The organism is Streptomyces sp. NPDC058371, assembly GCF_042723265.1.
Classification (GTDB): Bacteria; Actinomycetota; Actinomycetes; order Streptomycetales; family Streptomycetaceae; genus Streptomyces.
The window spans coordinates 51770-71280 of sequence record NZ_JBHXJC010000012.1; the positions used below are offsets into that span (position 1 = coordinate 51770).

The following is a 19511-nucleotide window of genomic DNA, read 5'->3' on the forward strand; positions in this document are numbered from 1 at the left end:
GGCCCTGGGCCTCAGTGGGCCGGGGCGAAGGCACGGGGGCGGTGGTGGACGCGTTCCAGCCACTCCCCGTACGCCGGTGCCTGCCGCGCCGTCTCCCAGTACGCCTCCTCGAGGCCGGGGTAGACGGCGTCGAGCTCCGCCTCGGTACGGGCCGCGAGCAGCAGCCGTACGCCGAGGGGGTCGCCGGCGAGGCGCCGTACCGCCGTCTCGGGCCGGGACGGCGAGGTCGGCTGGCAGACCGTGACGACCTCGCCGGTCGCGACCAGGGCCGCGGCGGTGTGGTAATCGCCGTGCAGGACACGGGGGTTGAGGCCGGCCGCGCGCAGGATCCGGTGGACGGCGTCCCATTCGCCGTCCACGGTGGGGTCGATCATCCAGCGGTCCCCGGCCAGGTCGGCGAGGTGGACCACCGGCCGCGCGGCCGCCGGGTGGTCGGCGGGCAGGGAGACGAACTGAGGCTCGCGTTCCATCAGCACGCGCAGCCGCAGCCCCTCGGGGATGCGCAGCGGGCAGCCCTCCACCTCGTGCACGAAGGCGATGTCGAGCTGGCCGTCGGCGACCATGCGGAGCAGGGCGTTGGCCGAGACGTCCATGTGCAGGATCGGTTCCTGCCGGCGCCCGCGCAGCCGGCGCAGCCAGCCGGACAGGGCACGGCTGGCGGTGGAGCCGACCCGCAGCTGGGGGCCGTCCGTGGCGGCGGACCGGGCCTCGGCCACCAGGGAGCGCATCTCGGCCACGAGCGGGCGGGCGCGCAGCAGGACGAGGCGGCCGAGCGGGGTGGGGCGGCAGCCGGTGTGGGCGCGGGTGAACAGCGCTCCGCCCAGCTCCTGTTCGATCCGGCGCAACTGGGTGCTCAGCGAGGGCTGGGCGACGCCCAGTTGACGCGCGGCGCGGTGCAGACTGCCGGTGTCGGCTATGGCGCACAGTGCGCGGAGGTGCCTCACCTCGAGCTCCATGCCCCGGGAGCCTAAGCCGGAACCAGGCGCCGCACCAGATGTACAAACCGCAAGTAAAACCGGCGAGTTGGACGGCTGCTGGACGCCGATAGCCCGGTCCTATCGCCCATTGCCATCATCACAGCCCGCTCACATGCATCGACACTCACCGTTGACGACTTCACCCCCCCACACGAGGAGTCATCGATGAGACTCACCCTGCCCCTGTCCCGGACCCTGCTCGCGACCGCGGTCGGCCTCGGTGTCACCGCCGCCGGTCTCGGCGCGGTTCCGGCCGCGGCGGCCCCCGCGCCCCTCCCGTCCGCCGGCTACACCGGTTCGGCCGCGGAGGCCAAGGCCAACCAGGCGTTCTTCGAAGCGGTCATCAAGTCGGTGGCGGAGAAGCGCGCCGCCAACCCGCTGGCCGCCTCGGTCACCGTCGTCTACAACGCGTCCAGTGCCCCCACCTTCAGCGCCCAGATAGCCCGCAGCGCCTCCATCTGGAACAGCTCGGTGTCGAACGTGAAGCTCCAGTCGGGCTCGAACGCCGACTTCAGGTACTACGAGGGCAACGACTCGCGCGGTTCGTACGCCTCCACCAACGGCCATGGCGGCGGCTACATCTTCCTCGACTACGCGCAGAACCGGCAGTACGACTCGACGCGGGTGACGGCCCACGAGACGGGGCACGTGCTCGGGCTCCCGGACCACTACTCGGGCCCGTGCAGCGAGCTGATGTCCGGCGGCGGCCCCGGCACGTCCTGCACCAACCCCAACCCGAACGCGGCGGAGCGCTCCCGGGTCAACCAGCTGTGGGCCAACGGCTTCGCGAAGGCCCTCGACAAGGCGCTGAGCAAGGCCGACGCCCGCTAGGACCTGTCCGGCAGACCGGTTCCCGAACCCCGGGCCGGTCCCCGGCCGACCATCCCCACCCCCCACATGTGCGGGCCGCCCCTCCTCGGGCGGCCCGCACCGTGTCGTGTGCCCGCACGGTGCTCGTGGCGGTTCAGTGCGGCGACGCGATCGCCCGGGCGGCGGCGACCTCCTGGCGGACCGGTTCGAGGACGCTGCCGGAGGGACCCGTGAGATCCGTCCGGACCTCGACGAGTACGTCCGTCTCGCGCAGCCCCGCGGACAACTCGCGCAGTTGCAGGGTGACTTGGGTGACCTCGCCGGAGGACGGCGGCGGGGCGCCCTGCTTGACGCGTACCCGGGCGGCCGTCGTCGCGTCCACGATCCGCTCGACGGCGACGACCAGCGGCCACCACGCGGCGGCGCGCCGTCCGGTGGGCGGCGGTTCGGTCAGGGCGCGCTGGAACTCCGTACGGATGGCCGACAGATCGCGGTAGAGGCGGCGCCGCATCCGGGCGCGTTCGGCGGGGTCGGGCTCGCCGCCGAACGCGCACTCCACATATCCGGCCGTGTCGGCGACCGCGTCCGCGAGCCGGTCGCCGACCCGGGTGTGCCAGCTCTCCGGCCACAGCAGATAGCCGGCGACGAGCGCGATCGCGCACCCCATGAGGGAGTCGACCAGGCGCGGCACCAGCAGGCCGGTGCCCTGGTGGTTGAGGACGTCCGACAGGAGCAGGATCACCGGCGTGATGGCGGCGGTCTGATAGCCGTACCCGCGCGGGGTGAAGGCGGGGATGAGCGGTGCGAGCAGCAGGATCACCGGCACGTCCCACCAGCCGCGCGGCACCACGGCGAGCACCCCGACCGCGACGACGAGCCCGGCGACCGTGCCCAGGGCGCGCAGCAGCGCCCGTGAGAAGACGGATCCGAAGTCGGGCTTGAGCACGAAGGTGATGGTCAGCGCGACCCAGTAGGAGCGCGGCACCGCGATGAGCGAGACGAGGGCCTGGGCGATGCCGATGCACAGCGCGAGGCGCAGCCCGTAGCGCCAGGAGGCCGGGGACAGGACGACGCCGCGGGCCGCGCGGAGGGCCCGGACGCGCAGGGGGGCCGGGCCACCGGTCCGGTCGTCGCCGGACTGCCGCGGGTTCCGGTCGGTGACGACGGCGGCGGCGTGGCGCAGGGCGTGGTCGACGGCGCGCGACGTCTCGTTGGCGGGCACCGGCAGCTGCAGCCCTATGGGGCCGCTGTATCCGGTCTCGACGGCGTCCGCGAGATGGCGTACGGCGGTGGGGATCTCGTCCGCGAGCGGCTGTCCGGCCTGGTGGGCGGCGGGTGCGGCCTCCACGACGGGCGTGACGGCGTTCAACTGGGCGAGCAGCCGGACGAGGTCGGGGCTGCGGCCGTGGTGGCGGGCGCGCCGGGCGAGGACGAGGTCGTACGACTGGTTGAGGGAGAGCGTGACGGCGAGGCGGGCGTCGTCGTACGCCGGTGTGCCGCAGGCGGCCAGCAGCCGTGCCACCGTCCGGTAGGTGCCCGCGACGGAGCTCCGCTCCGGCACCCCGGACCGCAGCGGCCAGGCCAGCAGGGCGAGCGCGAGGACCAGCAGTCCGCCGCCGGACATCAGCAGCGGCGCCAGCCACCACGAGCCCGGCATCGGGAGTCCGGCACCCACCACCGCGTTCAGGAGCAGCAGCAGCCCCGACACGGAGGCGACCGCGCCGATCGACGAGATCATTCCGGAGACGAGCGCGACGCCGGTGACCGCGGCGACGGTGACCCAGCCCTGGCCGAACACCAGGGAGCCGATCGTGACGCCGATCGCGCCGAAGAGCTGTGGGACCGCGATGTTGAGGATCCGCATGCGGTACGCGTCCGCGGTGTCGCCGATGACACCGGACAGGGCGCCCATGGAGGCGAGCGCGCCGTACGCGGGCCGGCCGGCGGCGAGCCCGATCGTGAGCGGCAGTGCCATGGCGAGGGCGGCACGGGCGACGGCCGGCCAGTTGACCGGGGCCTGCTGGGGTCGGAGGTTCCTGACCAGCCAGTCGGGCGGGGTGAGGCCGATGGGCAACTGGCGGGGCATGGGGTCATTATGACCGCTGCGCCGGGCTGCCCCGGGGGTCATTTCCGCTGGTGGAGCGTGAGATCGACGACGAGGGCGCGGTGATCGGTGCCGGCGAGGGGGAGGAAGTCGGCCCGGCGGGCGGAGAAGTCGGCGGAGACGAGCACGTGGTCGATCTGGGTGCCGATCCGCGGTGCGGTCCGCGCCGGCCAGCTCGGTGTGCGGGGGGACCCGGCGAGCCGCGCGCCGTCGCGCAGGCCGGTGTCGAGGATCCGGCGGAAGGCGGCGTGGTCCTGGGAGGAGTTGAAGTCACCGGCGACGACGGTCGATTGCCCCTCGCCGGCGGCGGCGTAGTCGCGCAGGGTGCCGAGCTCCTTGCGCCAGAGGCCGACCTGGTCCGGCAGCGGGGGCATGGGATGCGCGAGCTGGAGACGTACGTCGTGGCCGTTCACGTCGGCGACGGCGCCCGGCATCCCCATGGTCCCGGGCACCCCGGCGGCCTTCTTGAGCGGAAACCGGCTGAGGATGAGGGACCCTTCGGAGCCGCCGCCCTCGACCTCGGCCCGGTAGGGGAAGTCACCCTGCCCGAACTCCTCCCGAAGCCGGTCCTGGCAGCCGTACTCGCACTCCTCCACGAACACGATGTCGGGCCGTTCCCGTCGGATCGCCGGGACGAGCGCGTCGGTTCCCCGGCCGAACTGCACGTTGGAGGTCATCACCCGCAGCCCGGCGACCGCGGCCCCGGACGGCTCGCTGGTCCTGCCGTACGGCTCGATGAACCAGGCGATGACTCCGAGCACCGCCACGCCCCACACGAGCCCGAGCCGCCACCGGGCGAGCGCGGCGAGCAGCAGAGCGAAACCGGCGGGGGCGAGCAGCCACGGCAGGAACGCCAGCAACTGCGGCACCGGCGTGATCCCGTCGGTGTCGGCGGCCCGGCATCCGACGACGACACTCACGCCGGCCAGCACGAGCCCGCTCAGCCAGGCCCCGAGGACCCGCCCGCGCCGCCGTGGTCCGCCGGCCCGCTCCGCCGAGCCCGGCGCCTCTGCCGCCGCAATGTCCAAGTCCGGCCTCCCGCTCCCGTGCGTGGCGTGCCCGAATCCTCCCTCAAAGACGGGAGGCGCGGGGCGATGGTTGCCGCACGGGGCGGGGACCGGCGAGGTGGTTACGGGGTGGTGGTCGTCCGGGCCGAGGTGGCCAGGGACCACATCACGAAGACGCCGATGGCGATGGAGATGACCGACCAGACGGGGGCGTACGGCAGGAACATGAAGTACTCGATCATGTACAGGGCCGCCAGGCCGATGCCCACGCCGCGTGCCCAGTCCGCGCCCTTGAGGATGCCCCAGCCGGTGATCGCGACCAGCACGCCGATGACGAGGTGGATCCAGCCCCAGGCGGTGAGGCTGAACTCGTACACGTAGGTGCCGACGCGCTGGTACACGTCGTCGGCGGCGATGCCCGCGATGCCGTTGAGGACGCCGATGACGCCGCTGACCATCATCAGGATCCCGGCGAAGACCGTGCCTCCCGTGGCCCAGGTCGAGTGCTTCGGGTGGGTGGCCCCGGGCGGGGACGCGGATGCGGTGTGCTGGGTCATGAGGGTCTCCTCGGGGCGGATGCGACTCTCTCGCAGCCTCGTCCCGGGGGCATGGGTCGGCATTCCGCATGGGCCGAACGGGTGAATCGGCGGGTAGGGGGATTGTGGTGACGGACGCCGGTCCGGTCAGGCCGCTCGGTGGCCCGGCCCGCTCAGCCGTCCACGCGGGCCAGGAACGCCGACAGCGCCCTGTTGAACTCGGCCGGGCGTTCCAGGTTCGGCAGGTGGGCCGACGACTCGATCACCCGGAGCGTGGAGTCGGGGAGCGCCGCGTGCATCGCCTCCGCGTCCCGGACCGAGGTGTACGTGTCGTCGGCGCCGACCACGACGAGCGCCGGGACCGTGACCCGGGTCAGCAGCTCGCGGTAGTCGGGGCGTTCCGCCCGGCCGCGCAGGGCTGCCGCCGCGCCTTCGGGAGGGGCCGCGGTCATCATGCGGTGGACGTGCGCCGCGACCTCCGCGTCCGCGTACGGCGCGACCATCTTGTGCAGCACCTCGTCGGCGTACCCCCGCATGCCCTCCCGCAGGAGGCGGTCCGCCATGTCGTTCCGCGCCTTCCTGCCTTCGGGGGTCTCGGCGGCCGGGAACGTGTCGGCGAGGACCAGGCCCCGGATGCGGTCCGGGAACTGCCGGTAGCACTCCATGACGATCTGGCCGCCCATGGAGAGCCCGCCGAGGACGAACTCGCCCACCCCCAGCCCGTCCAGGAGGCCCGCGATGTCCTCGGCGAAGGCGGCGAGCGGGGTGCTGCCGGGGACGACCGGGGACGCGCCGTAACCGCGCAGGTCGGGGGCGATCACCCGGCGCGCGGGTGAGAAGGCGGCGATCTGCGGTACCCACATCGTGCGGTCGAAGGGGTGGCCGTGGATCAGGACAAGGGGCACGCGCGACGCTTCGGTGCCTTTGTCCTCGTATGCGAGGAAGGGTGCCATGTGATCGACCTTAGGGCCCCTCAACTCCTCGGTGCAATAAGATCTTTGCTCTCGGTGCAATGACGGAAAGGGGCGGACGCGTGGGGGACTACCGGCGGATCGCCGACCGCATCGCGGACGACATCGCCACCGGCCGGCTGAAGCCCGGTGAACGGCTCCCGCCGCAGCGGGCGTTCGCGCGGCGCCGCGGAATCGCCGGCTCGACCGCCGGGCGGGTGTACGGCGAACTGGTGCGGCGCGGACTGGTGGTGGGCGAGGTCGGCCGCGGCACGTTCGTCCGGGCCGCGCCGGTGCCCTCGGGCCGCGCCCTGGCCGAACCGGCGACCACGGCACCGGTCAACCTGGAGCTCAACTACCCCACCGCGCCGGGGCAGTCGGAGCTCCTCTCCCCCGGCCTCGCGCCGCTGCTGCGCCCCGACGTCCTGTCGGATGCGCTGCGGACCGCTCCCGCCACCGGCACCGCCCCGGCCCGCGAGGCCGTCGCCGCCCTCCTCGCCACCCCGGGCTTCCGTCCCGCGCCCGCCCGGCTCCTCTTCGCCGGCAACGCCCGGCAGGCGATCGCGGGCGCCCTCGCCTCCCTCGTCCGGCCGGGCGGTCGCGTCGGCGTCGAGTCGCTGACGTATCCCCTGGTCAAGGAGATCGCGGGCCGGCTTGGCGCGGTGCTGGTGCCGCTGGCCACCGACGTGGAGGGGCTGCGCCCCGACGCCCTCGCCGCCGCGCACCGCACCGCCCCGCTCTCCGCCGTGTACGTCCAGCCGACGCTGCACAACCCGACCTCGCTGACGATGGGGAGCGGCCGGAGGCGTGAACTGGCCGACGTGGTCCGGGCGTTGGACCTGCCCGTCGTGGAGGACCGCATCTGGTCCTTCCTCGCCGGGCCCGACGCGCACGGGGACCACACGGGCCTCGATCCGCTCGCCGCGTACGCCCCCGAGCGCACCCATGTCGTCGACGGGCTCTCCAAGCGCGTCGCGCCCGGGCTGACGGCCGGCTTCCTGGTCGTGCCCGAGGGGCGGCAGGAGGCGGTGGCGCAGGCGCTGCGCTCCGGCGGCTGGACGGCGGGACGGTTCGCGCTGGAGGCCTCGGTGCGGTGGATCACCGACGGCACGGTGGACCGGCTGGTGGCCGCCAAGCGCGCGGACGCCGCGGCGCGGCAGCGGCTCGTCGCCGAACACCTCGCGGACTTCGCCGTGCGCGCCGATCCGCGGGCGTACTACGCCTGGTGGGAGCTGCCGGCGCCGTGGCGTGCGGACACGTTCACGGCGGCGGCCGCGCGGCGCGGGATCGCCGTCACGCCCGGCCCCGCGTTCCAGGTGGCCGTGGCACGCGGGGCCGCCGCCGTACCGGCGCCCGGAGCCGTCGACGCGGTCAGGCTCGGACTTGCGTCGGCTCCTCGGCAGGAGCTGGCGTGGGCACTGCGGACGCTCGCCGCAGTCGCGCGATCCGCTCCGTGAGGAGCGCGCCGAGCGCCACCACCAGACCCAGCCCCAACAGCAGCCAGGACACCGAGCGCAGGGTCGTCGTGAGGGTGTCGTAGATCGCCCCGGCGGCCGCGTGGGACACGTCGGACGGCAGCCCGGCGAGGGTCAGCCGGCGCCCCACGGCGATGGCGACCGCGAGCAGCCCGGCCCCCAGGGCGGTGCCCAGCCCGGTCGCGACGACCGCCCGGCGACGGCACACCGCGACCAGCACTCCCGCCACCGCCAGCACGACAGTGGCGACCGGAAGCCAGAAACCGGCGAATTCGAGCACGTGGAACCCCTTCCGGAACTCGGTCAGATCGGCGGGCCTGAGCACGGTGATCTCGGTGTGCTCGACCGGGATGCGGTTGGCGAACGGCACGTGGTCGTGGGTGAGTTGGCGCTTCACCTGCTCGGTGACCGGCGCCAGGTCGAGGGTCACCGCCCGCTCGCGGTCGTCGCGCAGCGCCCGCATCACGGCGTCGTACGCGGCCTGGTTGGCGGCATCCCACGCGGTGTGGAACGCCGGTGTCTGGGTGAAGGACCGTACGGCCTCGTGCACGAAGGAGCGCACCGGCCGCCGCAGTCGGGGCCCCACCTCGACCTCGCGCATGATGCCGTCCGTGGTCGCCGCGGCGATGGCCTCCCGGACGGCGGGGTCGGTGGCGAGCGGCGCCGTCGTGGCCTCGTAGCGACCGCTGTCACCGATCTCGTACGTCGCCCACATCGCGAGCGTGCCGACCGGCGCGAGCAGGCAGGCGAGGGCGATCAGCACGGCCGACAGGGCGCTCCGGACACGTAGGGACACCCCCTCAGGCAAGTCCTCGCGGGCGGCGCGTGCGAGCGGTTTGGCTGCATATGGGCGCATATGACAAGCCGTACGGGGGAGCGGGTGGCGGGCCGTCCGGGGGAGCGGAACCGGGGCCCGGAAGGCCCGCAGAAGCCCGTGATTCCGGGCTCCGGTGGAGGGCTCACCCGAACGGGTGTTACCTGGATCTGGGGAAAGGAGGCCGATCATGCGCACCACCCCGGCCCTGCGGACCTGTGCCGCGGCCCTGTTCACCAGCGGCGTTCTGACCGTCGCGATGGCGGGCACCTCAGCGGCGGCCGCCCCGTCCCATCCGACCGGTCGTGACGGCTCCGGGAGTCCCATCTGGGGCACCATCGTCTCGAGCGGTGAACTGAACCTCAGACAGATGCCCACCACGAACTCGGCGGTCGTCGGCTCGGTCTCACCGGGCAGCCAGGACCGCGTCGAGTGCGCGGTCAGGGGGCAGAACGTCTTCGGCAACCCCTACTGGTACTGGCTCACCGGAGCCCGGGCGTGGGCGAGCGCCGCCTTCGTCGACACCGGAAGCCAGGGCGTGCCGAGTTGCTCGGACCCGTGCCCCGGCTGGAAGGACAGGACCTCGGACAACGTGCACGACCGGGGCGCCTGGACGTGCGACGCCTGCGACGACCAGAGTTCGTCGAGCAGTAGTTCCAGCAGTTCCAGCGGTTCCGGCTCGGGCTCCTGGAGCTTCAGCGCTTCGGGTTCCTGGAGCTGGAGCGCTTCGGGCTCCAGTGGCTGAGTGAGGGAGACGCGCGAGGCCCCGGCAACCCTGCCGGGGCCTCGTGCGCCGAAGTCGCTCCGCATCAGCTCCGATTCGGGCGGCCCTCCGCGTCCTCGTGCGTGTAGTAGCGGTAGAACAGCACGGCGAAGACGGCCGCCCCGATGCCGATCGACATCAGCACGGACCGCAGGATCGTCGCTCCGGTCTGGCTGTACAGGAAGCCGAACGAGATGCCGGCGAAGGCGAACCAGAGCAGCGCGTGCACTTCCCGGCGCATCCTCGGCGCCATCATGCGGAGGCCGGCCCACACCGCCCCGAACGCGATCGCGCACACGAAGCCGAACAGCACGTTCCAGCCGGTGATGGCGTGGGTGTCGCGCCGGATCGCCGCGGCCCAGAAGCCGTAGACGAGCCCGAGCACCACGGGTAGCGCCAGCTGCACGGCCGCGGACGCGCGCGGGCTGAGGACGCCGGGCGTCCCGGTCGCGCGGTCGGTCTTTCCGGGTGTACGTGGTGTCCCTGACGTGGGTGCCGCTTGAGCCATGGGAACACTCCTCTCTCTCCTCGCCCCTGCCTTCCAGAGCACACCTCGCGCAGAGCGCTGGCAAGTCGGGATGCGGCAGTCACGGCACCGTGTTTCGCTGGGCCGTATGAAGCTCCTACTCTTCGGCGCCACCGGCATGGTCGGCAGCCGGATCGCGACGGAGGCGTCGGCGCGCGGACACCGGGTCACCGCCGCGAGCCGGTCGGGGCAGTCCCCGATTCCCGGGGTCACCGCCACCGCCGCGGACGCGGGGGACCCGGCGAAGGTCGCCGCACTGGCCGTGGGAGTGGACGCCGTGGCCTCCGCATGCGTCCCGCCGCGCGACGGCTCGGATCCGCGGGGCCCCTTCCTGGCGCTCAACCAGGCCTTGGCGCAGGGCACCCGCGAGGCCGGAGTGGGGCGGCTGCTGGCCGTCGGCGGCGCGGGCAGCCTGGAGGTCGCCCCCGGCCAGGCCCTGTCGGACCAGCCCGGCTTCCCGGAGTTCGCGCTTCCCGAGGCCCTCGCCCACCGCGACGTCCTCGCCTTCTACCGCACCCTCGACGACCTCGACTGGACCTACGTCTCCCCGGCCGCCGAAATCACCCCCGGTGAGCGCACCGGCCGCTACCGCGTCGGCGGCGACGAGCTGCTCACCGACGAGCACGGCAACAGCCGTATCAGCGCCGAGGACTACGCGGTCGCCTTCGTCGACGAACTGGAGAACCACGCCCATCCGCGCGCTCGGATCTCGGTCGCGTACTGACGAGGCGCGGACAGGTGGACGGCCGGCGGCACGGAGCGAGGCGCGACCGGTGGACGACCCTGCGCACCCCGCGGCACGGCGCGGGGCGGCACCGGCGGACCGTCCGCGACGAAGGGCTCGGCGAGAGCAGGCAGCGGTCGGCCGTACTCGACCGGCTGCCGGGCGCCGGACGGCGGCCGGACGCCGCCGACCGGGAGCAACTGCGCATCGGCGGCCGCAGTGTCGCCTGGGTGCCGCCGCTGATCCTGCTCGTCGCGATCGCGGTGCTCGACTGGAACACGTCCGGCGAGTTCCGGATCATCTCCTGGATCGTGCTGGTGCCCGGAATCGCCGCGGCGATCTGCGGGGTGTGGGGCACGGCGGTCTTCGCGGTCCTCGCGGTCCTCACCTACGTCACGGTGGACACCTCCTGGCCGCACCAGTACCAGACCGGACTGCCCGACTTCATCCTTGTCGCCGCGGGCGGGGTGCTGGCCACACTGGCCTGCGCGGTCCGGGTGCGCGGCGAACGGCACATGCTGCACATGCGGGACGTCGTCGAGACCACCCGGCGCGCGGTACTGCGCCCGCTGCCGCCGGGCTGGGGCGACCTGGACCACGCGGCCGCGTATCTCGCCGCGGACAGCGAGGCCCGTGTCGGCGGCGACTTCTACGACATCCAGCCGGGCCCCAGCGGCACCCGCGTCCTCCTCGGCGACGTCCAGGGCAAGGGGCTGGGCGCGGTGGACGTGGCGGCGGCCCTGCTCGGCACGTTCCGCGAGAGCGCGTACCACGAGTCCTCCCTCACCACGGTCGCCGCCCGGCTGGAGACGCGGATGCTGCGGCACGTCGAGTACTGCGCGGCGGTCGGACAGACCGACGGCGACCGCTTCGCCACCGGGGTCCTGGTCGGCTTCACCGACGACGACCGGGACACGGTGGAGGTCATCAACTTCGGCCACGACCCGCCGCTGGTCGTCGGCCCCGACGGGGTCCGCTCGCTGCCGCCGGGCGACGGACTCCCCCTCGGGCTGAGCGAGTTGGTGCCGGAGCCGCCGCCCGTGCTGCGCGTGCCGCTCGGGCCCGGCGAGACACTGCTGCTCGTCACCGACGGGGTGACCGAGGCCCGCGACGGGGACGGCGAGTTCTTCCCGCTCCTCGACCGTGTCTCCGAGGCGCTGGCCGCCGACCCGGGCGCGATCGAACCCCGGCGGCTCGTCCGGCTCGTCCGCGACGGCACCCTGCGGCACAGCGGCGGCCACCTCGGCGACGACACGACGATCTTCGCCGTACGCCGGCGGGCGGCCGGCCCCGAGGCTCACCAGCCGGTCAGCAACAGGTGATTGAGGAGCAGCGCGAGGACGGCCTGCGCGGCGAGCCAGCGCCGGGGGCCGGGCAGGAACGCCCCCGCGGGCAGCAGCCACATCACGAACGGCAGCCAGATCCGCTCCGTCTCCGCCTTGCTCATCCCCGAGAGATCCGCGACGAGAAGGGCCGCCAGCGCGGCGAGGGTGAGCAACGCCAGACGGCGGCCGGGGTCGGGGCCCGCCGCGTCCGGGACGGCGCCGGCGGCCGGCCGCCGGCGCGCCACCGAGGCCACCGCCCACCGCAGCCCCGCCACCGTCGCCGGCCCCGCCACCACAACCGTGCACGCGAGGTTCGCCCACACCCAGTAGCCGTACGGGCGGACGCCGCCCGCGCCCTCGTAGTAGCGCTCGACCAGCAACCGGTACGCCTCCCACCAGTTGAAGCCGAGCAGCGCGAACGTCAGCGGCACGACGACGAGTCCGGCGGCCGCGTACGGCAGAACCCGCAGCCGGGAGCGTCCGAGCAGGAGCACCGCGGCGGCGGGCACGGCGAACAGCAGCAGCCCGTACGAGAGTTGGGAGAGGAGACCGAAGAGGAGGCCGGAGGCGAGGGCGGCGGTCCTCGGCCGGTGACCGGTGACCGCGAGGGCCAGCAGCGCCAGGGCCCAGGCCGCGACCGCGGCGAAGTAGCCGTCGGCGGAGGTGCCCGCCCACACGGCGGCCGGGGACAGCACCAGGAACGGCGCCGCCCGCCGGGCGAGGGCCTCCCCGGCCAGGGCGCGGACGGCGATCAGCACGGCCACGCCGGCCGTCGCGCCGACCGTGATGCACCAGACCCCGGCCCAGGCCCCGCCGCCCAGCCCGATCCGGTCGAGCAGCACGAAGGTGAGGGTCGCCCCCGGCGGATGCCCGGCCACATGCGCGGGCCAGTGGCCGGGGGAGTGGATCAGGATGTGCCGGGTGAAGTCCCGCAGGGTGGCGGGGATGTCGTGGAAGCGGTCGACGGCCCGGAGGTACTCGTACGCGGTCGTCAGCCGCCCGGCGACACCGCGCTGCCAGCCGTCGACGAGCGCCAGCGAGAACGTCCACGCCAGGGCCGTCCCCCACCCGGCACCGAGCAGTGCGCGCCACGGCAGCCGGGCGGCGAGCGACGGCCCGTACGTGACCACCGCCACGGCCACGGCGAGCGCGGCCGGGGTGCCCGGGCCGAGGTGCGGCTCCCAGGTGGCGTACAGGGGCGGCCACCCCACGTGGAGGGTGCCGTCGTCGCGTTCGACGGCGGTGCCGACCACGACGGCGGCCGTGACGAGCAGCGCGCCGGCCAGGACGGCCCACAGGCTGGGGAGAAGATCGCGTCTCACACGGGAACGCTAGGCCGCGGATGGCCGGCACCGGCCGCGCCGGGCCCCGACGTCAGCGTTTCGTCATGAGTCGAAGGCCCTGTGACGGGCCCGTCCGGTCCTACGGTCGGGACATGCGCGACCCACGCCTCCCGGCCTCCCGGCTCTCCCGCGTCTCCCGACGTCTCCCCCGAGGCCGCTCCCCCGCCTCTCCCGGCTTCTGGCGCAGTCCCGTGCGCGGGCTGCGGTTCACCTCGGTGCTGGGCGTCGTCCTGCTCGGCGGCATCACGCTGCTGTTCGTGACGGGTCTGCTGTCGTACGCCGCCTACAACCCGGGTCTGTCACCGGTGAACGACAAGACGCCGGACAAGGGCCTGCTCGGCTTCTACCTCTTCTCCTGGCCGACGGACCCGGTGTGGCTGTACCGCCTCACCCAGGGCGTGCACGTCACGCTCGGCCTGGCCCTGGTCCCCGTACTGCTGGCGAAACTGTGGTCGGTCGTGCCGAAGCTGTTCGCACTGCCGCCCGCGCGGTCGCTCTCGCACGCGCTGGAGCGGATCTCACTGCTGCTCCTGGTCGGAGGCGGCCTGTTCGAGTTCACCACCGGCGTCCTGAACGTCCAGCTCGACTACGTCTTCCCCGGCTCCTTCTACCCGCTGCACTTCTACGGGGCGTGGGTTTTCATCGCCGCCTTCGTGGCGCACGCGGTGCTGCGGGTGCCGACGGCCGTACGCAATCTGCGGCACCTCCGGGACGAACAGCGCCCGGAAGAAGATGACTTGGCGTCCCCGGACCCCGCTCCCCCCACCGTCTCCCGGCGCGGTGCCCTCGGTCTGGTCGGCGGCGGTTCGCTGCTCCTGTTCGTGACGACGGCCGGCCGGAGCTTCGACGGACCGCTGCGGGAGACCGCCGTCCTCGCGCCGCATGGCGGACCCGAACCGGGCACGGGCCCCAGCGCCTTCCAGATCAACAAGACGGCCGCGGGAGTGGGGATCCGGCCCGCGGAGACCGGCGAGGACGCGTGGCGGCTGGTCGTCGAGGGCCGCGCCGGCACGGTCCGGCTCGCCCGCGCGGACCTGCTGCGCCTGCCGCTGCACAGCTCGGCCCTGCCCATCGCCTGTGTGGAGGGCTGGTCGACGTCGGACCAGTGGTGGCGGGGCGTACGGCTGCGGGACCTGGCGGCGCTGGTCGGCCACGAGGACGGACCGCCGGACGTGTTCGTGGAGTCGCTCCAACGGCACGGCGCGTTCCGGCGGGCGGCCCTGCGCGCCAACCAGGTGGCCGACCCGCGCTCGCTGCTCGCCCTGTATGTCAACGGCGAGCCCCTGACCCCCGACCACGGCTACCCCGCGCGCGTCATCGTCCCGGCGGCGCCCGGCGTGCTCAACACCAAGTGGGTGGCCCGGATGACGTTCGGAGACCTGTGATGCCCAGCGGCCGTCGGCTTCCTCTCGGCAGTCCCCTGCAACTCCTGCTGCTGGCCTGCACATTCGCGCTGTCCGGCTACGCGGGCGTCCGGCTGCTCGCGGACGACTGGGTCGGGGTGACGCTGTGGTTCGTGGGCGCGGCGGTGCTGCACGACCTGGTGCTGGTCCCGCTGTACGCGCTGGCGGACCGGGCCGTCGGCGGGGCGCTCGGCGCGGCCGGCCGCCGGGAGTGGGCCGGTTACGTCCGGGTCCCGGCGGCGCTCTCGGGGCTGCTTCTGCTGGTCTGGTTCCCGCTGATCAGCGGTCAGGTCGCGGGGCGTTACGCGTCCGCCACCGGTCTGTCGGGCGACGGGTTCGCGGCCCGCTGGCTCCTGATCACCGCCGTGCTGTTCGGGGCCTCCGCCGCCCTGCTGGTCCTGCGGTCGCTCCGGCTGCGCAGGGCGACGAAGGACCGGCCGCCGGTGGTCCACTGACCGTCCGGTGACAAGCCCGCGCGGCCCGCGTGCCGCAGCAGGGCCGGGGTGCCGAGCCGGGCCCAGGGGAACGGGGTACCGGCGGCGCCGCGGCCGTCGGCGACCTCCACGCGCACCCGTTCGTCGACGTCGACCGGAACGGTCTCCGCAATCAACAGGCCGCCGGGGGCGAGCAGTCGGGCGAGCCGGCGCAGCAATGCGCGGGGCTCGCCGCCGATTCCCACGTTCCCGTCGATGAGCAGGGCGGTGTCCCACCGGCCCTCGCCGGGCAGCGGTTCGAAGACCGACCGGCGCAGGGCCTGACCGCCCAGCCGGACGGTGTGTGCGACGGCCGCCTCGCTGACGTCGACGCCCAGGACCGGGCGCCCGCGTGCGGCGAGCGCGGCGACGAGCCGCCCGGGCCCGCACCCCACGTCGAGGACGGCGCCCTCGCAGCGCCGCAGCACCTCCAGATCCACCGCGTCGGCGTCCGCGCACCACCGCTCCACCTCCAGCGGCAGCAGCCAGCCGTCGGTACGGCGCAGGAAGAGGGGGCCGCGGCCGGCGGCGAGGGCATCGGCGTACGGGTCGGCCGACCAGGCGGGGGCGGCGGCGCAGTGCGGCTTGGTCCGCAGGGTGCTCATCGGCCGGTGACCGCCGTCAGCCGGGACAGTTCGGCGGCGAAGGTTCCGCCGGGCGCCGCCGCGGCGACCCGCACGGCGTCGTACGCCGTGTCGACGTCCCGCAGCGGGGGCAGGTCCCGGACCCGTAGCCCGGCCGCGACCAGCCGCTCCCGCTGTACGGCGCCGGTGGTGGCCGTCGACATCGGGACACCGCGGATCAGGCCGGGGTCGGGCTCGGCCAGGCCCAGTGCCCAGAAGCCGCCGTCCGCGGCGGGGCCGAGACAGGCCTCGTGGTCCCGCCAGTCGACGGTGAGCAGCGCGGGCGTCACCTGCGGGGTGTCCATGCCGATGAGCAGGGCCGGTCCCGTACAGCCGCCGAAGGCCGCGGCCAGCCGTTCGTCGAGCCCGCCCGCGCACTGCGGTACGACGTCGAAGCCGGGCGGCAGCCAGCGGCCCGGCTGACCGTCGAGCACCAGCACCCGTCGCCGCGCGGGGGTCGCCAGCACCACGCGCAGGGTGTCGACGAGCGCGGCCTCCGCGAGCGCGGCGGCCTCCTCGGGGGTGAACGGCGGGGTGAGCCGGGTCTTCACACGGCCCGGCCGCGGCTCCTTGGCGATGACGAGGAGGGTGGTGGCGTCGGCGCTGCTCACTGGGGAGTTCCTCCTCGGGAAAGGGCGGCCGGCGCCGCCAGGACGCGGCGCATGTCGCGTACCGCCTGCCAGGTGCCGCGCCAGGTGCCCGTCACCTTGGAGGTGCCGGTGCGCGGCAGGTACGGGACGTCGTGCTCGGTGACGCGCCAGCCGGCGTCGGCGGCCCGGACGACCATCTCCAGGGGGTAGCCGCTGCGCCGGTCGGTGAGACCGAGGGCGAGCAGCGGTGTGCGGCGTGCGGCACGCAGCGGGCCGAGGTCGTGCAGCCGCAGCCCGGTACGGCGGCGGAGCATCCGGGCCAGTGCGAGGTTGCCCGCGCGGGCGTGCACGGGCCAGGCGCCGCGGCCCTGCGGGCGGCGCCGGCCGAGCACCAGGTCGGCCTGTCCCGCGCGCACTTCGGCGACGAAGGGGACGAGCAGCGAGGGGTCGAGCGAGGCGTCGCTGTCGCAGAAGCACACGATGTCCGCGGTGGCGGCGGACAGCCCGGCGTGGCAGGCGGCGCCGAAGCCCCGGCGCTCCTCGTGCACGACCTGCGCGCCGAGTGCGCGGGCGAGGTCCGCCGAGCCGTCCGTGGAGCCGTTGTCCACGACCAGCGCGCGCCAGCCGGACGGGATGCGCGCCAGGACCCAGGGGAGGGCCCCGGCCTCGTTCAGACAGGGGAGGACCACGTCGACGGGCGCCGCGTCCGTTGCTGGGTCCGTTTCCGGTTCCGATGCGGGAGAGGTCGTCACGGGTTTCACCCTACGAACGCAAAGCGGGCACAACGGACTCCTGCTCCTTACGAAACACGGACGTCAGGGCCTCGGGGCTCCTCGGGGGCGGCATCCGCGCGAGCGCGGTGCGAGGCTGGCGGTATGGAGCAGCAGCGGTACGAGTCGCGTGGCGCGGGCGCCGGGCCCGGTCCGGAGGTCGGTCCTGCCCCGGTGGGTGTCGGCGGCACCGGCACCGAATCCGGCACCGGGGCCGACGCCCGGGTCGGCGTGCGGGCCGGGGCCGGCGGGGGCGCGCGGATTCTGGTCGTGGACGACGACCCCACGGTCGCCGAGGTCGTCACCGGCTACCTCGACCGCGCGGGGTACGTGGTGGACCGCGCCGGCGACGGGCCCGAGGCGCTAGCCCGGGCCGCCGCGCACTGGCCCGACCTGATCGTCCTGGATCTGATGCTGCCGGGGATGGACGGCCTGGAGGTGTGCCGCCGGATACGGGGGCGCGGGCCCGTCCCGGTCATCATGCTCACCGCCCGCGGTGACGAGGACGACCGGATCCTGGGCCTGGAGGTGGGCGCCGACGACTACGTCACCAAGCCCTTCAGCCCGCGGGAGCTGGTGCTGCGCGTCGAGTCCGTACTGCGCAGGACGCGGCCCGCGCCCGGTACCCGTCCGCTGCGCGCGGCCGGTCTCACGGTGGATCCGGGCGCCCGGCGCGCCACCAAGGGCGGCATCGAACTCGCCCTGACCATCCGGGAGTTCGACCTCCTCGCGTTCCTGCTCCGGCATCCCGGCCGGGCGTTCGGCCGCGAGGAGCTGATGCGCGAGGTCTGGGGCTGGGACTTCGGTGATCTGTCGACCGTCACGGTGCACGTCCGGCGCCTGCGCGGCAAGGTCGAGGACGACCCCGCCCGGCCCCGTCTGATCCACACGGTGTGGGGCGTGGGCTACCGCTTCGAGGGACCTACGGCCGACCCCGGCACGGCGGCCGACCCCGGCACCGCGGCGGCCGCCTCCGGTACGGCTTCCGGCACAGTCCCCGACATCGCCTCCGGTACGGCTTCCGGCACCGCCCCCGGCGCGACCCCCGGCACCGCCTCCCGCCCCTCTTCCGGTGAGTTCACCACGCAGAGCCCCCTCACCGGCGACCCCGGCGCCGCCGCCTCCACGCAGGAGCCGTGACCCATGCGCGACATGCTGCTCATCGCCCTCTTCGCCTTCCTCGGTGCCGCCGCGGCCGGGTTGCTCGGGGCGGTCACGCTCTGGCTGATCCGGCGTCGTTCGCTGACCGCGTCGCTCGCCGTGGTCGCCGCCGTGGCCGTGACCGCGATGCTCGCGGGGACGCTGGTCGTGGCGTGGGCGATGTTCCTCTCCCCGCACGACCTGAGCGTCGTCACCACCGTCGTGGCGATGGCGGCCGTGGTCTCCCTGGTCACCGCGCTGCTGCTGGGCCGCTGGGTCGTCGCCCGCAGCCGTGCGCTCACCCTCGCGGCCCGCTCCTTCGGCGACGGGGGCGCCTTCGCGGCCCCCGACGGCCCCGCGACCGCCGAACTCGCCGCGCTGAGCCGGGAGTTGCAGGCCACGAGTGCGAAGCTCGCCGAGTCCCGGGACCGCGAACGCGCCCTGGAGACCTCCCGGCGCGAACTCGTCGCCTGGATCTCGCACGATCTGCGCACCCCGCTCGCCGGGCTGCGGGCGATGTCGGAGGCGCTGGAGGACGGTGTCGCCGCCGACCCCGACCGCTATCTGCGACAGATCCGCACCGAGGTGGAACGCCTCAACGACATGGTCGGCGACCTCTTCGAACTCTCCCGCATCCACGCCGGAACGCTCGCCCTGACCCCCTCCCGGATCTCCCTCTACGACCTCGTCGGTGACGCCCTCGCGGGTGCGGACCCGCTGGCGCGCGAGCACGGCGTACGGCTGGTGGGGGACCGGATCGAGCCGGTACCGGTCGAGGTGGACGGCAAGGAGATGAGCCGGGTGCTGGGCAACCTGCTGGTCAACGCGATCCGCCGGACCCCGGCCGACGGCACGGTCGCGGTGGCCGCGGAACGCTCGCCGGAGGGAGTCGTCCTGTCCGTCACCGACGGTTGCGGGGGCATCCCCGAGGAGGATCTGTCCCGCGTCTTCGACACCGGCTGGCGCGGCACCCACGCCCGGACGCCCCCCGCCGGGGCGGGCCTCGGCCTCGCCATCGTGCGCGGCATCGTGGAGGCACACCAGGGGCGCGCCGCCGTACGCAATGTGACGGGCGGCTGCCGTTTCGAGGTGACGCTGCCGACCGTGCCGATGACACTCCCGGCCGGCGAGGTGGCGGTGGAGACGTAAGGGCGCGGG

At 74.3% G+C, this 19511-nt stretch carries 19 protein-coding genes; 8 read left to right on the forward strand and 11 right to left on the reverse strand.

Annotated elements, in window-relative coordinates:
- Positions 1-11: 11 nt before the first annotated feature.
- Positions 12-956 (reverse strand): LysR family transcriptional regulator, encoded by a 945-nt coding sequence (locus ACFWM2_RS29015; RefSeq protein WP_383286088.1) that lies wholly within the window; start codon positions 954-956, stop codon positions 12-14.
- A gap of 186 nt (positions 957-1142) precedes the next feature.
- Here ACFWM2_RS29015 and snpA point away from each other — a divergent pair, with 186 nt between their 5' ends.
- Positions 1143-1808 (forward strand): snapalysin, encoded by a 666-nt coding sequence (gene snpA / locus ACFWM2_RS29020; RefSeq protein WP_383286090.1) that lies wholly within the window; start codon positions 1143-1145, stop codon positions 1806-1808.
- A 133-nt stretch (positions 1809-1941) separates the two neighbouring features.
- On the opposite strand, the gene ACFWM2_RS29025 is transcribed toward snpA, so the two are convergent.
- From ACFWM2_RS29025 to ACFWM2_RS29040, 4 genes are all read right to left on the reverse strand, one after another.
- Entirely contained in the window at positions 1942-3873 is a 1932-nt protein-coding gene (locus ACFWM2_RS29025; protein WP_383286092.1) for an FUSC family protein, read from the reverse strand.
- 38 nt (positions 3874-3911) lie between these two features.
- Positions 3912-4919, reverse strand: a complete 1008-nt coding sequence (locus tag ACFWM2_RS29030) for an endonuclease/exonuclease/phosphatase family protein (RefSeq protein WP_383286094.1) — start codon at positions 4917-4919, stop codon at positions 3912-3914.
- 101 nt (positions 4920-5020) lie between these two features.
- Complete coding sequence (locus tag ACFWM2_RS29035) at positions 5021-5455, reverse strand: hypothetical protein (RefSeq protein WP_383286096.1); 435 nt, start codon at positions 5453-5455, stop codon at positions 5021-5023.
- A 152-nt stretch (positions 5456-5607) separates the two neighbouring features.
- On the reverse strand, positions 5608-6387 hold the full coding sequence (locus ACFWM2_RS29040) for an alpha/beta fold hydrolase (protein ID WP_383286098.1): 780 nt from the start codon (positions 6385-6387) through the stop codon (positions 5608-5610).
- Between the two features lie 80 nt (positions 6388-6467).
- Between ACFWM2_RS29040 and ACFWM2_RS29045 the strand changes: the two genes are divergently transcribed.
- On the forward strand, positions 6468-7841 hold the full coding sequence (locus ACFWM2_RS29045; RefSeq protein WP_383286100.1) for a PLP-dependent aminotransferase family protein: 1374 nt from the start codon (positions 6468-6470) through the stop codon (positions 7839-7841).
- Here the strand turns inward: ACFWM2_RS29045 and ACFWM2_RS29050 are convergent.
- Entirely contained in the window at positions 7756-8655 is a 900-nt protein-coding gene (locus ACFWM2_RS29050; protein ID WP_383286102.1) for a hypothetical protein, read from the reverse strand. The two genes, ACFWM2_RS29045 and ACFWM2_RS29050, sit on opposite strands and share 86 nt — an antisense overlap.
- A 208-nt stretch (positions 8656-8863) precedes the next feature.
- On the opposite strand from ACFWM2_RS29050, the gene ACFWM2_RS29055 reads away from it, so the two are divergent.
- A complete protein-coding gene (locus tag ACFWM2_RS29055) occupies positions 8864-9418 on the forward strand; it encodes an SH3 domain-containing protein (protein ID WP_383286104.1) in 555 nt (184 codons plus the stop codon).
- Positions 9419-9482: 64 nt separating this feature from the next.
- Here ACFWM2_RS29055 and ACFWM2_RS29060 read toward each other — a convergent pair whose 3' ends face one another.
- The gene (locus ACFWM2_RS29060; protein WP_383286105.1) at positions 9483-9944 is read right to left on the reverse strand and encodes a hypothetical protein; all 462 of its coding nucleotides are present in this window, start codon (positions 9942-9944) and stop codon (positions 9483-9485) included.
- A gap of 106 nt (positions 9945-10050) precedes the next feature.
- Here ACFWM2_RS29060 and ACFWM2_RS29065 point away from each other — a divergent pair, with 106 nt between their 5' ends.
- Both ACFWM2_RS29065 and ACFWM2_RS29070 read left to right on the forward strand, forming a co-directional pair.
- On the forward strand, positions 10051-10686 hold the full coding sequence (locus tag ACFWM2_RS29065; RefSeq protein ID WP_383286107.1) for an NAD(P)-dependent oxidoreductase: 636 nt from the start codon (positions 10051-10053) through the stop codon (positions 10684-10686).
- Between the two features lie 155 nt (positions 10687-10841).
- Positions 10842-12008 (forward strand): PP2C family protein-serine/threonine phosphatase, encoded by a 1167-nt coding sequence (locus ACFWM2_RS29070; protein ID WP_383286459.1) that lies wholly within the window; start codon positions 10842-10844, stop codon positions 12006-12008.
- On the opposite strand, the gene ACFWM2_RS29075 is transcribed toward ACFWM2_RS29070, so the two are convergent.
- Entirely contained in the window at positions 11984-13333 is a 1350-nt protein-coding gene (locus ACFWM2_RS29075; RefSeq protein WP_383286109.1) for a hypothetical protein, read from the reverse strand. The genes ACFWM2_RS29070 and ACFWM2_RS29075 overlap by 25 nt on opposite strands.
- Before the next feature lie 113 nt (positions 13334-13446).
- Between ACFWM2_RS29075 and ACFWM2_RS29080 the strand changes: the two genes are divergently transcribed.
- Positions 13447-14739: a molybdopterin-dependent oxidoreductase gene (locus ACFWM2_RS29080; protein WP_383286111.1), complete on the forward strand. Its 1293-nt coding sequence runs from the start codon at positions 13447-13449 to the stop codon at positions 14737-14739.
- A 319-nt stretch (positions 14740-15058) separates the two neighbouring features.
- On the opposite strand, the gene ACFWM2_RS29085 is transcribed toward ACFWM2_RS29080, so the two are convergent.
- From ACFWM2_RS29085 to ACFWM2_RS29095, 3 genes are read right to left on the reverse strand one after another with little or no spacing between them, the layout of a single operon-like run.
- Entirely contained in the window at positions 15059-15835 is a 777-nt protein-coding gene (locus ACFWM2_RS29085) for a class I SAM-dependent methyltransferase (RefSeq protein WP_383286113.1), read from the reverse strand.
- Positions 15832-16464 (reverse strand): DUF2064 domain-containing protein, encoded by a 633-nt coding sequence (locus ACFWM2_RS29090; protein WP_383286115.1) that lies wholly within the window; start codon positions 16462-16464, stop codon positions 15832-15834. The genes ACFWM2_RS29085 and ACFWM2_RS29090 overlap by 4 nt, the downstream gene beginning before the upstream one ends.
- Positions 16461-17204, reverse strand: coding sequence for a glycosyltransferase family 2 protein (locus ACFWM2_RS29095; protein WP_383286117.1), 744 nt, complete (start codon positions 17202-17204; stop codon positions 16461-16463). Before ACFWM2_RS29095 ends, ACFWM2_RS29090 begins: the two co-directional genes overlap by 4 nt.
- Positions 17205-17318: 114 nt before the next feature.
- Here ACFWM2_RS29095 and ACFWM2_RS29100 point away from each other — a divergent pair, with 114 nt between their 5' ends.
- Both ACFWM2_RS29100 and ACFWM2_RS29105 read left to right on the forward strand, forming a co-directional pair.
- Complete coding sequence (locus tag ACFWM2_RS29100; protein WP_383286119.1) at positions 17319-18353, forward strand: response regulator; 1035 nt, start codon at positions 17319-17321, stop codon at positions 18351-18353.
- A gap of 3 nt (positions 18354-18356) precedes the next feature.
- On the forward strand, positions 18357-19502 hold the full coding sequence (locus tag ACFWM2_RS29105) for a sensor histidine kinase (RefSeq protein WP_383286121.1): 1146 nt from the start codon (positions 18357-18359) through the stop codon (positions 19500-19502).
- The last annotated feature ends 9 nt before the right edge of the window (positions 19503-19511 follow it).

What these genes read in the sequence shown, in the direction of transcription:
- ACFWM2_RS29060 (WP_383286105.1), bottom strand. Translation starts at nt 9,944, where the DNA reads ATGGCTCAAGCGGCACCCACGTCAGGGACACCACGTACACCCGGAAAG.
- snpA (WP_383286090.1), top strand. Translation starts at nt 1,143, where the DNA reads ATGAGACTCACCCTGCCCCTGTCCCGGACCCTGCTCGCGACCGCGGTC.
- ACFWM2_RS29100 (WP_383286119.1), top strand. Translation starts at nt 17,319, where the DNA reads ATGGAGCAGCAGCGGTACGAGTCGCGTGGCGCGGGCGCCGGGCCCGGT.
- ACFWM2_RS29065 (WP_383286107.1), top strand. Translation starts at nt 10,051, where the DNA reads ATGAAGCTCCTACTCTTCGGCGCCACCGGCATGGTCGGCAGCCGGATC.
- ACFWM2_RS29080 (WP_383286111.1), top strand. Translation starts at nt 13,447, where the DNA reads ATGCGCGACCCACGCCTCCCGGCCTCCCGGCTCTCCCGCGTCTCCCGA.
- ACFWM2_RS29035 (WP_383286096.1), bottom strand. Translation starts at nt 5,455, where the DNA reads ATGACCCAGCACACCGCATCCGCGTCCCCGCCCGGGGCCACCCACCCG.
- ACFWM2_RS29085 (WP_383286113.1), bottom strand. Translation starts at nt 15,835, where the DNA reads ATGAGCACCCTGCGGACCAAGCCGCACTGCGCCGCCGCCCCCGCCTGG.
- ACFWM2_RS29025 (WP_383286092.1), bottom strand. Translation starts at nt 3,873, where the DNA reads ATGCCCCGCCAGTTGCCCATCGGCCTCACCCCGCCCGACTGGCTGGTC.
- ACFWM2_RS29055 (WP_383286104.1), top strand. Translation starts at nt 8,864, where the DNA reads ATGCGCACCACCCCGGCCCTGCGGACCTGTGCCGCGGCCCTGTTCACC.
- ACFWM2_RS29105 (WP_383286121.1), top strand. Translation starts at nt 18,357, where the DNA reads ATGCGCGACATGCTGCTCATCGCCCTCTTCGCCTTCCTCGGTGCCGCC.
- ACFWM2_RS29040 (WP_383286098.1), bottom strand. Translation starts at nt 6,387, where the DNA reads ATGGCACCCTTCCTCGCATACGAGGACAAAGGCACCGAAGCGTCGCGC.
- ACFWM2_RS29015 (WP_383286088.1), bottom strand. Translation starts at nt 956, where the DNA reads ATGGAGCTCGAGGTGAGGCACCTCCGCGCACTGTGCGCCATAGCCGAC.